Annotated in this window: 14 protein-coding genes and 1 pseudogene; 13 read left to right on the plus strand and 2 right to left on the minus strand. The window is 40.7% G+C overall.

Annotated elements, in window-relative coordinates; genetic code table 11:
* Positions 1–194 precede the first annotated feature (194 nt).
* A complete protein-coding gene (locus tag ACFQ0C_RS11025) occupies positions 195–1,001 on the plus strand; it encodes a replication initiation protein (RefSeq protein WP_379366680.1) in 807 nt (268 codons plus the stop codon).
* A gap of 191 nt (positions 1,002–1,192) precedes the next feature.
* On the opposite strand, the gene ACFQ0C_RS11030 is transcribed toward ACFQ0C_RS11025, so the two are convergent.
* On the minus strand, positions 1,193–1,411 hold the full coding sequence (locus ACFQ0C_RS11030) for a helix-turn-helix domain-containing protein (RefSeq protein WP_379366682.1): 219 nt from the start codon (positions 1,409–1,411) through the stop codon (positions 1,193–1,195).
* A 169-nt stretch (positions 1,412–1,580) separates the two neighbouring features.
* On the opposite strand from ACFQ0C_RS11030, the gene ACFQ0C_RS11035 reads away from it, so the two are divergent.
* The 7 genes from ACFQ0C_RS11035 to ACFQ0C_RS11070 all read left to right on the plus strand — a co-directional run bounded on the left by ACFQ0C_RS11035 (position 1,581) and on the right by ACFQ0C_RS11070 (position 7,640).
* A complete protein-coding gene (locus ACFQ0C_RS11035; RefSeq protein ID WP_379366684.1) occupies positions 1,581–2,363 on the plus strand; it encodes a recombinase family protein in 783 nt (260 codons plus the stop codon).
* A 16-nt stretch (positions 2,364–2,379) separates the two neighbouring features.
* The gene (locus tag ACFQ0C_RS11040; protein ID WP_379366686.1) at positions 2,380–2,658 is read left to right on the plus strand and encodes a hypothetical protein; all 279 of its coding nucleotides are present in this window, start codon (positions 2,380–2,382) and stop codon (positions 2,656–2,658) included.
* 257 nt (positions 2,659–2,915) lie between these two features.
* On the plus strand, positions 2,916–4,151 hold the full coding sequence (locus ACFQ0C_RS11045) for an IS110 family RNA-guided transposase (RefSeq protein WP_379366688.1): 1,236 nt from the start codon (positions 2,916–2,918) through the stop codon (positions 4,149–4,151).
* A 143-nt stretch (positions 4,152–4,294) separates the two neighbouring features.
* Positions 4,295–4,990: a hypothetical protein gene (locus ACFQ0C_RS11055; protein ID WP_379366690.1), complete on the plus strand. Its 696-nt coding sequence runs from the start codon at positions 4,295–4,297 to the stop codon at positions 4,988–4,990.
* Positions 4,991–4,999: 9 nt separating this feature from the next.
* Positions 5,000–5,680, plus strand: coding sequence for a hypothetical protein (locus ACFQ0C_RS11060; RefSeq protein WP_379366692.1), 681 nt, complete (start codon positions 5,000–5,002; stop codon positions 5,678–5,680).
* Between the two features lie 265 nt (positions 5,681–5,945).
* Positions 5,946–6,632: a helix-turn-helix domain-containing protein gene (locus tag ACFQ0C_RS11065; RefSeq protein ID WP_379366695.1), complete on the plus strand. Its 687-nt coding sequence runs from the start codon at positions 5,946–5,948 to the stop codon at positions 6,630–6,632.
* Positions 6,633–6,737: 105 nt separating this feature from the next.
* Positions 6,738–7,640, plus strand: coding sequence for a phage/plasmid replication domain-containing protein (locus ACFQ0C_RS11070; RefSeq protein WP_379366697.1), 903 nt, complete (start codon positions 6,738–6,740; stop codon positions 7,638–7,640).
* 330 nt (positions 7,641–7,970) lie between these two features.
* Here the strand turns inward: ACFQ0C_RS11070 and ACFQ0C_RS11075 are convergent, their stop codons facing one another.
* Entirely contained in the window at positions 7,971–8,198 is a 228-nt protein-coding gene (locus ACFQ0C_RS11075) for a helix-turn-helix domain-containing protein (RefSeq protein ID WP_379366699.1), read from the minus strand.
* 149 nt (positions 8,199–8,347) lie between these two features.
* Here ACFQ0C_RS11075 and ACFQ0C_RS11080 point away from each other — a divergent pair, with 149 nt between their 5' ends.
* The 5 genes and pseudogenes from ACFQ0C_RS11080 to ACFQ0C_RS11100 all read left to right on the plus strand — a co-directional run bounded on the left by ACFQ0C_RS11080 (position 8,348) and on the right by ACFQ0C_RS11100 (position 12,014).
* Complete coding sequence (locus tag ACFQ0C_RS11080) at positions 8,348–9,124, plus strand: recombinase family protein (protein WP_379366701.1); 777 nt, start codon at positions 8,348–8,350, stop codon at positions 9,122–9,124.
* Positions 9,121–9,354: a hypothetical protein gene (locus ACFQ0C_RS11085; protein ID WP_379366703.1), complete on the plus strand. Its 234-nt coding sequence runs from the start codon at positions 9,121–9,123 to the stop codon at positions 9,352–9,354. Before ACFQ0C_RS11080 ends, ACFQ0C_RS11085 begins: the two co-directional genes overlap by 4 nt.
* Before the next feature lie 179 nt (positions 9,355–9,533).
* On the plus strand, positions 9,534–10,757 hold the full coding sequence (locus ACFQ0C_RS11090) for an IS110 family RNA-guided transposase (protein WP_445324352.1): 1,224 nt from the start codon (positions 9,534–9,536) through the stop codon (positions 10,755–10,757).
* A gap of 53 nt (positions 10,758–10,810) precedes the next feature.
* Positions 10,811–10,924 (plus strand): annotated as a pseudogene (locus tag ACFQ0C_RS11095) (RHS repeat-associated core domain-containing protein); the annotation flags it as partial.
* A 655-nt stretch (positions 10,925–11,579) separates the two neighbouring features.
* Positions 11,580–12,014 (plus strand): hypothetical protein, encoded by a 435-nt coding sequence (locus ACFQ0C_RS11100; protein WP_379366705.1) that lies wholly within the window; start codon positions 11,580–11,582, stop codon positions 12,012–12,014.
* Positions 12,015–12,048: the final 34 nt, after the last annotated feature.

A 12,048-nucleotide genomic window follows, 5' to 3' on the forward strand; every position in this document is an offset into this window, starting at 1 on the left:
TTTACTCGTCCAAGCAACTTATAAACTTAAACCAAACTTATAAACTTACCAAACTTAGAACACTTGAAAAACCTTGATCAGAGGCTTATTCAAGTGTTTTTTTGCGTCCCCGTATAATGCTATAAGTCTAGTAACTATCAAATTTCACAAAAAAGTAAGCTATACCATCCTGTACCAAAGGAGCTGTATGTAAAATGAATATCAACGTTTCAGTAGACAAAGTGGTGCTTGAGTTTGAGCGGGTGCCAACATCACGGTATTTAGCTTGGAGCACACGGCTGGAGGTTAAGAACAAAGCAAAGCGAGTGGTATTCAACAAACTGTATTGCTATCAACTGCACGTTAAGTTGGAAGATGGTGCGTACATGCATGTATTTTTCAAGAACTTTGCCGAAACGGAAGGCTCCAAGCATACGTTGCGGGTTGAAACGAACCCTGAATATTATGCAAAATGTAAGGTTTTGATAGAACCTATATGGGAAGCGGCGGAGCAGGTGTATTTTATTAGCGGCGATGTAGCGTTCGATGTACCTCAGACATTGGGCAAAGTATTTATTATCGCCAACCATGCACGGCGGAAAATCAGGCTGTATAAAGATACGCGGTATTTTGGTTTGCCGCACCAACGCAAGTTACATGCATATTGCCGAGTGTACGATAAAAGGCAACAGCTATTAACCCGTGGAAGGGATGTAGGGCATGACCTAACCCGTATTGAAATGGTGTATAAGCCAAGCCGGAGAATACCGCTGGTGGATGTAGCGGAGCACCCGCCGGAATTTAACGCCTACTACTTTGCCAAGTTGCTTACAGATACGAGCGTGTTAACCGGCAAGGAACGGGAACGGGTTAACCAACTGCAAACAGGGCAAGAGAGATATACCCGACATGTACGCAATACCATAAAAAAATCACTTGCCAGCCAGTTTGAATTGAATTTCAACCAGCTTGCAAGCGAAAAGTGGGCAACGATAGTAAACGATCACAAATTGGATGGGTAATTACCCCGAGCAAATAAAAGCAGACAACCAGCAAGCGAATGTTTAACCGTTTGAACGTAACAGGAAGGTCAATTTACGTGTCACCGCCTTACCAACCGCAGAACCTAAACTCGTGGGCGAGAGTGTTGGCAAAGCGAAACTGTGACAACTGCCTATTGAAAACAAACTTCATGCAACAGTATGAATGCCTATTATTGACCGTTGGATGGTTCAATAACCAACAGCTCCCCTAATTCAACTTGAAGGACGTGGCATAGGGTAGCCAGCGTGTGCAGGTAAATACGGCTAACCTGATCTTGGCATAGCGAATTAATGGTAGCGGGACGCAAGCCTGCAAGGTCGGCTAGTTGCCGTTGCGACATTTTCTTGGCTTGCAGTACCTCACGCAATCGAACACGTATTGTAAGCATCCTGAAACCTCCTCTCAAGCGTAATGTGTTTCCAGTGTATACTGGAAAATAATGGTTGTAAATATCCAAAGAGGATACTATAGTAAACTTACGTTTTACCGTAATGGCATTGCAAATCTTACGATGTACCGTAACAGGTATTCCAAATACTGTAACGAGGGGTGAAACCATGGGGGAGAAAGTTGTCGGTTACGTGCGTGTCAGCACCATGGGACAGGTAAGGGATGGCTACAGCTTAGCCTACCAAGTTGAAGAAATTCAGCAATATTGTAAACAAAATGACCTTGAACTGGTACATGTGTACGAGGATCGTGGCATTAGCGGGGCAAAAGTCGATGAAGACGGATTAACCGTTGAACGCGAAGGGCTGCAAACGATGCTGGCAGACTTAAAAGATACCCGAATCAAGTACATCGTGGTACTGAATACGTCACGACTATGGCGTTCCGATATGGCAAAAGTGTTGATCCAGCGGGAACTGAAGCGTAATAAGGTGGACGTAAAAGCCATTGAGCAACCCTCGTATAGCATGTACGCACATGACCCCAACGATTTTCTGGTTAATGGCATGTTGGAGTTGTTAGACCAATACCAACGATTGGAAATCGCGTTGAAGCTGGGCAGGGGTAGGAAGAAGAAAGCCCAGCAAGGCGGATATGCAGGAGGTGGGGTTCCCTTCGGTTACAAAGCGGGCAAAGGGCAAAAGGGGATTCAAGTGGATGGCGTGAACGCGAGGGTTGTCCACCGTGTATTTGAGCTTAAGGAAGGCTTTCCCCAGTGGTCGCTTTCAAAACTGGCTGCACAATTGAATGAAGATGGGCACCAAACCGCGCAAGGCAAGGGTTTTACTAAAGTACAAGTGAAAAGGATGTTAGACCGGCAAGATTTTTACAGCGGCATTTACAGCTACGGGGATGTCACCTCACAGGGCTTGCATCAAGCAATTATTTAGACAGGAGGCTGGGCGGATGAAGGAAGCTACAGCCCAATATGAGCAAGTAATCGATGAAGAAACAAAGTGGCTTAAGCGTATAAGGACATGTGAAGCTTACTTAACTGCCCTCTTGGAGCATACGCACCGGAATGGAAGCCAGTACGACAAGCTTACGGTGGAGGACATTGTGACCACGGTACATACACTGGCAAGCCTGTTGCGTACGGAATTGGTACTGGTTCAGTTAGAAAAAGCTTTATTGTCCAGCAAAATGAGGAAAGTCGTAAGTGATCATCGGCAGGAGGATACCTAATAACTGGGAAGTTTGTGAAACAGGATAAGGAAGAGTTTGGAAAGCAAGAGATTTGCTAACGTATCTTTGCGGTCCGTCCGCTCGAACTGAGGATGCAACCTTGCTTACCAGCGAAGCTAGAAACAGAAATGGGGAAGGGTTACAAATGGGCTGGAGTTTGGCTTACGTATCGTTGTGGCATGTCCACTTGAAATCAGGATGCCGTTCGAGCCTATCTATAACCCTTCCCGACCCATGAAAACAAGGAGTGAACAGGCATGAAGCAACCCGACCAATATGTATACGTAGGTGTAGACCTGCACAAACAGCACCACACCGCGGTCATTATCGACTGCTGGAATAAGAAGCTTGGGGAAATCAAGTTTGACAATAAGCCATCCGCGTACCAACAACTCGAGAAGGAAGTCAAAAAGCATACGAAGAAAGGATTGTCGGTCGTGTACGGGTTAGAAGATGTGGGCGGCTTCGGCAGAGCTTTGGCGGTATACCTGAATGAAAAGGGTTGCTGGGTTAAAGAAGTCAATGCCAAGCTAGCTAATGCTAGGCGAAAGAGCCACGTTACTGTGCAGAAGTCCGATTCATGGGATGCGGAATGTGTAGCGAAGGTGCTACGCGATGAGTTGCCCAACCTGCCCGATGCAAAACCCATAGACCTGTATTGGGCGATCAGCCAGTTAGTGACCCATCGGAAATCGCAATCTAAAACCCTGACAGCCATGGTCAAGCGGCTTCATCAGCAGTTGGGCTACCATTACCCAAGCTACAAAAAGTTCTTCTCACAAGTAGATGGCAAGACAGCATTAGCGTTTTGGCATAAGTATCCTTCTCCTGCCCAACTATCAGGGTTGGGGGCAGAGGGACTGGCAACGTATTTACGGAAGCTAAGCAACTATTCATTATCCACCAAGAAGGCAGAGCAGATTCTAACGCTCATAGCTGAGGATGGAGACACGAGCCGAGATTACCAAGATGAACGTGACTTTATCGTCAAAAGGCTTGTCCGCAATATTCGCTTCTACGAACGGGAATTGACCTGTATTGAAAGGGAAATTGAAAGCCTGATGAAAAAACTTGGCTTTCAACTGAATACAATGACAGGCATTGAACTGGTTACGGCGGCGGAACTGGTGTCGGAGATTGGAGATATACATCGATTTGCTACTCCTGACAAGCTGGCTCGTTTTGCTGGAATTGCCCCAATCGCTGTAGGTTCGGGTAATAAGCACCGGAACTACAAGAGCAAGCAGGGCAACAGGGAACTGCACGACATTATTAAAGCCCTTGCCATTCGGCAGATTGCCGTTACGAGAACGAAGAAAGAACCCCGTAATCCATACTTCTACGCTTACTATGAACAAAAAATGGCGGCAGGAAAGACCAAGCAACAGGCGATTGTGTGCATTATGCGTAAGCTGGTAAACGTCATTCATTACCTGATGCGAACTAAGGCGGCATACATAATTCCAGAAGTATCCATGTCCCAAGCAGGATGATATACTAAAATCGGGCGGCGGTTGGCGAATAGTCATCGCTCCTTTTTCCCAGTAAAGAACGGTTTATTAACTAGGATACGTATGAAGGGGATATTAGCAATCCGCTGAGTTTGAATCTGTATACGTATGTGGAGAATAATCCTTTGAGGTATCTTGACCCGACTGGTCATTATAAGGATTCAGACAACGACGAACTGAGGGGGTTAATATCTCCGTATACTCAACAATGGAACGATGCCCAAGATACTATTAATGGTCTTGATTCATCTTCACCAGACTATGGAGATCAACTTGGAAGGCTTCAAAAAATTCAACTAAGTGCTGAAACGGCTGCGGATAGTGCAAGAGAAGTATATTATTATCAGAAGAATCGAGGATTACCATCAGACATAAGATTTGCTGGTAGTAGTGGCAGTTGTGCAGATTGTGCAAGCGACTCTTGGAAATACATGGATAATCCGGCTTTTAAATTTGCCGCGTCAATTACCCCTATAGGTAGAGGGCCTCAAGTTGTAAGACTTGGAGAAGAAGGAATTGCGTATGCCACTAGCAATGCATCTAGAATGCAACACGCTTTTAAACACGCACAAGATTTAGGATTTGGAAATTGGAGTAAGCAAACTGCCTCAGAATGGAACAATTATGTTAGTAATGTCTTAAGAACTGCTGATAAATCATTTGATAATGTTCTAGGCGGAGAAGTTGTAAAAGGATTCTATAAAGAGGTTAACGGCCAAGCGGTAGGAGTATACGTCTATGCAGAAGGTAAGTTTCAAGGTTTTGTTGCTACTGTTGTTAGATTAAGTGACCAACAAATGGCGAAATTTGGACTGAAATAGGAGGGTTCTATGGATTTAGGATACGGTGAATATTTAATAATCAGTGCTTGTTTAAACAGCAAGTATGACTACAAAAAAATAGAAGCACTTATTTTAGGATTATCAAAGAAAGGTATGGAATGTATTGATGTGTGTTATCTTGGAGTTAACCCAAAGACAGTAACATATGAAGATATCTGGAATGGCGTTGAAAACCATATTTCAAATGATTTTTCAGTTGATGATCTAGTATCAGGTGTATTAAGTTTTTTGGAATGCAAGTTTACCAATGGTTTAAATTGCAGAATTAATGTATCTTTTTTAGATGAGTTATCATACGAGGTTTCTTTAAGTTTTAATTATTCTGATGTCACAACCTCAAACAACCTAAGCTTTATTGAACATGTAGGATTGATTTCATTTGAAGCGCTCAAACCTGCATTTGGGGTAATAGGTATTGAAAGGAGCGTATGTGGAGTAAAGGCTCTAATTGAAGATGTATGCGAATTACCTACAGATAGAGCATTTTACTCAGGATATCTATATGAATCAGCAAAGAATGAGTTTAATAGAATTTTTAAGCAAGCTGATTTTATTAAAGAGATTCCAAATACGGGTATTTATTTTAGAAAAAATGCAGTGTCGGAATTTAGTCTAAGAGAAACCACCGAAGAAATAAGTTCTATTGCTTTTCTGAAACATAAATTATAATTAGGCCTGTTGATTATCCGGTAACAGGGTATTTGTACAGGGGCCTTCCCTAACTTTAAACCACAATTCGACTAACCCTCGTGTTGTGGTTTCTTTTTGTCCTCTCCCTCTCTGCCGCGAGACAACACGAAAAATCGCTCAATATGTACGCGCGGCGGAATCTAAAATATATATTTCAAAACTATTGACTAATCAAGTAGCCTTTTGGTATATTGATTACAGAAGAATGGCTAATTGATTAGTCTTTGTGTGAAGGGTGATTGAAATGATAGGACTTCAATATATTGTAAAAGTGTATAACGGCACGTATAAGAAATTGGCTGAAAAACTGGAGATTGCCCCACCAACCATAATGGCGTGGTTAAGCAAAAAGAGGCCAATTCCTAAAGCGAAGCTTGAGGCGCTATCTGCCATGTTTAAAATCGAAGAAGAATTTTTTACAAAGGAACTAAATGAGGTTGAAAAAATCCAAATTCAATTGGAGTATTTGAGGAGGCTATCGAAGCGGGACTCTTTTGAGATGCCCGATATTTTTACAGATGATGAAGGTGTACAGCAAGAATATTTGCGTTGGGTTGATCCTCACGAGGATGAACGAAGGATGCTTGCACAGGAGCTACAAATTGAAACTGTTATTCTTAATTTACGTTCCACACTGTACACAGAGCTTTACGAGCACGATTTCTACAGAGGAAGATACCGCATACTGGAGACACTGGAAAGGCTGTCCGAGCTATTGGATGAGATGTTACCAGAGAATTTAACTGAAGCTGAGCAAACGAAATGGACAGAACGAAAAGATAAACGGATGTCTGCGCTGCAATGGTTGGTTTACTATCTGGTTATGCCGCAACGTGGATTGGGTCAATTTCAGAGAGGAAATGATGCTATAGACGATGATATCTACGATTTGAGCGTTAAACATGACTTGCTTAGAAATAAGAAAAATTAAAACGAATATTTGAAAGGAGTGATGCTTCTTGCTTGTTCTATATAACATGTAGAATCTTTCCCCAAATTTGAGTATCCACATCATATAAAAAGGAGAAGTGTTTTATTGTTCGATACCATTAACCTGAAAACTCATATCTATATTCATCCTGATTATTTACAGCAAGCCAAATTATTCACATACTTGCAAGAAGGAGAACCGAGAACGAAATATACGATCTATGACCCCTTCCTACCGCTAATTGAATACACGGATTACAACCAACTGTTAGAAATCGATTTTTCTATCCCCAAATTTCTCTTCGGTAACAATGTAAACCTCTTAAAAGAAAGCGACATTCCTCTCTTTTTACAAAGGTTACAATCACGGTTACATGAATTGTTTAACATCCATGTTAGAAATGAGGATTGGTATACAAAGCGATTAGATGTTTGCTGGAATTTTCCTGTTAATGATGAGATCGATGATTACTTAAAGGAACTGGCTGCAATGAAGTTTCCTCGTATGAAACTGGAAACACATGGTATCTGTGAAACAGTCATACATAAAAATAAAAGCAGACGGATTTCCTTCTACAATAAATATAAAGAATGCATTAGTAATAGGCAATCACAGAAAATCATTGACAAAGCACAGGGTTTGTTGAGGATGGAGATCAATCTAAAAGGGAAAAGTCTGTCCAAGTATTCACCTAAACGAAAGGCAACAGAGCTATTGACCCGAAGCTTTTTCGATTACATCACACAGCCCATAGTAAAACAGATTAAGCTATCCCCTGCCATTGAAGGATTAACGATGGAATGGATCAAAAATCAGCCGCATACCTTGAGTCAAATTGAATCAGTGCTTGGCTTTCATGCTCTTCATAGTTGGCTTACACAATCGGAGTTAAAGCAGATATATTCAACAACTACCTATGATAGAAAAGTAAAACTATCCAAACGACTTATGTTACCGAGCCAGAAATCATTAAAATCATTAACCATAAACTTTGCAGAATTGGGATAAATCACATCAAATCACTTACTGTTGTTAACGATACGATTGCAAGTAATTTCTCATACATAATGCCCCAAAGTCCAGTAATTTCCTAGCTTTCAGCGACATAATCGCTTTTTCATAGATGTTGCAAGGATTGCAAGGAAACATAAGAAATACATAGATATCCGTACATATTGCAAGAAAACTCGTTAAAATCCCGATTGCATCACATTGAAATGGCGATTTTATATTCTAATACCATCGGGGGTATTTTACATTGTTTGAAGGCTTGAAATTGGCTGTATTTTGCATAGCTGATAGGGAGTTGTATCGATGTTAGGAATTGGGCGATTGTACTTATTTTTCAGTTGAAGTTGGTTTATTGCTTTCCATAATTAATAGTTCATGTAGTCCAATGTCTAGTGTTTGGCATATATGTTCAAGAGTATCAAAAAAAGCTGTTGTCACGTTATCATGGCACAATCGATTAATAGTGTTAGGTCGCACGTTCATTAAACGCGCCAACTCTCGTTGAGACATTCCCCGTTCTTCGAGGATTTCTTTAAGTCGAATTCGTATAGGCATAAATGGACTCCTTCCGTTACAGAGTATTTTCACTATACCATAAAAAACTATTGTGTGAAACGCATGTGCGTTATATAATGTATCTCAAGTGAGTTATATAACTTAAGTGAGTTACAATAATCACAATTTCTGTAACGGAGGGTGTTTTCATGAACGTGATCGGCTATATTCGTGTCTCAACATCAGGACAAGCCAAAGATGGCTACAGCTTATCTTATCAGCAGGAAGAAATCGAAACGTATTGTCAGCAGCAAGGTTGGAATCTACTTCATGTGTTTTGTGATGAAGGCATTAGCGGCGCAAAAGTAGACGAGGAAGCAATGGAAGTAGATAGAGAGGGCTTTCAGGATATGCTTTCCCTCCTCTCTACTCGCTCCATTGATCATGTGGTTGTTCTGAATACCAATCGTTTATGGAGAAGTGATATTGTCAAAGTATTAGTACATCGAGAATTTAAGAAATACAACGTTGATGTGAAATCCATTGAACAGCCTACCTACAGCATTTACAAGAAAGACCCTTCCGACTTCTTAATCAACGGTTTAATGGAACTATTAGACGCATACCAACGCTTAGAAATCGCCATGAAGCTAGGTAAAGGACGCAATAAGAAAGCCAAAGAAGGCGGTTATGCAGGAGGACGAGCAACATTTGGCTATAAAGCCAAGAAAGGTTCTAAAGTGTTAGAAATCGATAAAGAACAAGCCATTACCGTGGAACGAGTATTTGAGTTAAAAGGATTGTTTCCCCATTGGACATTATCTGAAGTAGCCGACCAACTGAACCTTGACAACTACAAAACACAGCAAGGTAAATTATTCACCAAAGTTCAAGTGAAGCGAATCCTTGACCGTAGAAGCTTTTACAGCGGCATGTATCAATATGCGAATGTGGAAGCTGTCGGCAAGCATCAAGCGATCCTATGAACAGTAAAATGGAACGCTTAACAGTCGAAGAACAACAGATAGTAAGCCAAATCCGAGTTTACGAACGTTTTACATCAATCATTCTTGACACCATCAGCGAGAAGCCAGCAGAATTTCATAAATTAACGGTTGAAGAAATTATGATGCTTCTTCATAACAAGTCACAAGAGCTACAAACTGAACTTATCCATATCCAATTATCGAAAGCATTTATGATCAAAGAAAATTAGCCGTATGTAGATTTGAATGTTTACAGAGAGAAAGATATTGCTTTGGTATCTTTGTGGCTATGACCACTCGAAATAAGGGTGCAAGCTTTCTCTTACCCAAGCATTCAAGTCTACATGATCGGCAATAAGGGGGAAACAATCTGACCATCGAAATCAACGAGCAATACGAAGAATCACGTTTGAGAAATATTTTTGTCGGCATCGACTTACATAAAAATCATCATACCGCTGTATTTTTGACAGGATTTAAGCAGAAGTTGGGGGAATTAAAGTTTGACAATAAGACGACTGTATTCCCTGAATTGATGAAGGAAGTCAAGAAATACGCCAAAAACGGCAAAGGTATCATTTATGGCTTAGAGGATACAGGTGGATACGGCAGACGGTTAGCGGTGTACCTTGTTGAACAGAAACAAATCGTCAAGGAAGTCAATCCAGCATTACCCAACGCCGTAAGAAAGGCGAATCCCATTGTTCAGAAATCGGACTCTTGGGATGCTGAATGTGTGGCTCATGTATTGGTGGATAAACTGGAGAGCTTGCCTGATGCCAACCCTATTGATCACCTATGGGTTATCGGTCAATTGGTGACAGTCAGAACAGCATTAGCCCATACACATACCGTATTACTGAACCAGTTACACGTACAATTATCTCATCATTATCCGAGTTATAAGAAGTTTTTCAGCGAATTGGACGGTAAAACGGCATTAACCTTTTTCGAACAATTCCCTGCTCCCCATCATTTGGCTGATTTATCCGTCCAAGAGTTAAGGGAGTTTTTACAGAAACCGAGCAATTACGCCTGTTCCTTGAAATCTGCACAAAAAATAGTGGATTTAGTACAGCAGGACGGTTGTACGAAACGAAATTACCAAGAGGATCGGGATTTCATTATTCAAAGCCATGTTAGACAGCTTAAAAACTGCAAAAAGGAAATGGAAGATATCGAAAAACGGTTAGCTGAGTTGATGAAAGCAACAGGAATGAAACTGGAATCGATGCATGGGATTGAATTGGTAACTGCTGTGTCATTTGTGGCTGAGATTGGCGCAATAGAGCGTTTCATTAGTGCTGGTAAGCTTGCCCGCTTTGCTGGCATTGCTCCTGTTGTGAAAGGTTCAGCAGACAACCATAAGCACTATAAATGCAAGCAGGGTAACAGGGGATTGCATGAGTTGTTTTATCGGCTGGCATGTCGGCAGATTGGGGTGAAGAAAGGCAGCAAGGAACCGAACAATCCTTATTATTATGAGTATTACCAACGGAAACTGGTGGCAGGAAAGACAAAAAGACAAGCCATCATTTGTATTATGCGGAAATTGGTTGATGTGATCTATGCCATGATGAAGAATAAAACGGAATATGTGAAGCCGATAGTTTTGACAAAACAGGCGGGATGATATAATTGGTGGTAACTGGAATTATTGGTTGCCGCTTTCTATTTTGAACGGAGCGCTTTATTAAAGAGGATACGTATGCAGGGGATATTACGAATCCGCTTAGTTTGAATCTTTATACGTATGTGCACAATAATCCGTTGAGTAACATTGACCCAACAGGTCACTATTGTGTATCGAAAGATGGAGATAACGCACACGATGGATCTTGTAACAACGGTGACGGTGCTTTAACTGACGGAAATGTATCCACATTTTTAGGAGATGATAATAACTTCCAAGGTCAACCGATAATAGAGAATGGTATACTTAAAGGTTATTTGGGTACAAGTGGGGCTTTCCTAGAGGAAGAAATGAATTTCTGGAGTTACGCTTACTCAGCTTGGGTTAATGGTGATAATGATTTATATTACAGGCTACCAAGTAGTAAGCAGGAATACTATAGGAAAGAACTACTAACAAGTTATGTTGGAGATCAAATTAATAACGGATTCCCTGACTTTCAAGCGGGTTTAAATTTAGATTTTCAAGCTATGACAGTATTTCCAGCAAGCTCAACATCAATAACTAAAATGTTTGGTGTAAATGGAAAATACATTCCAGACGAGTATAAAACACCAGGACGAAATAAAATGGTATGGGAACTTGATGAAAATACAAAAATCACTCTAGAAAAACATCCTTATGACAAAGGTTCTCCTGTAGACCACAAAGGTTGGCATTATCATGTCGACGGTGAAGGAATAAAGCACCAGCGTTTTTTACCAGGGAGTAAAATGCCGGATATCTTAAAACGATTTATAAAATAAATTGGAGGAATATACAGTGACTGAACACACAAAAAAACTAGGTATTTTAAATATTGATTCTGACATAGAAGAGGATTCAGGAAATATAACAATATCATTAACTGAAGATAATTTTATTGAAGTTTGTGTTTCACAAACTCATAAGTATGGTATGACCGCTGAGATAGAGTTAAATATTGTAGAATTTCAAAGAGTGACAAAAGCTCTCGAACAAGCACGAAATCTAATTTTTAACGATGTTTTTCATCGTGAAAGGTTCGCAGTTGATACTATTTATGTGAATGGAATTTCTTCGAGCAGACAAGGTATGATCATAGTTAATGTTTTTGAAGAATCCATTATTCTTGTAGTTTCACTTACTCATGGTGGAGATCCGGACATCATGATAAACAAGCAACTGATCTCAGAACTAATAAAATTATTTCAGACTGCTGAAGCAAGTATAAATTAATTTGTCAACCACAATGCGACTAACACTCGTATTG

It is taken from the genome of Paenibacillus sp. GCM10027630 (assembly GCF_042676305.1).
Classification (GTDB): Bacteria; Bacillota; Bacilli; order Paenibacillales; family NBRC-103111; genus Paenibacillus_S.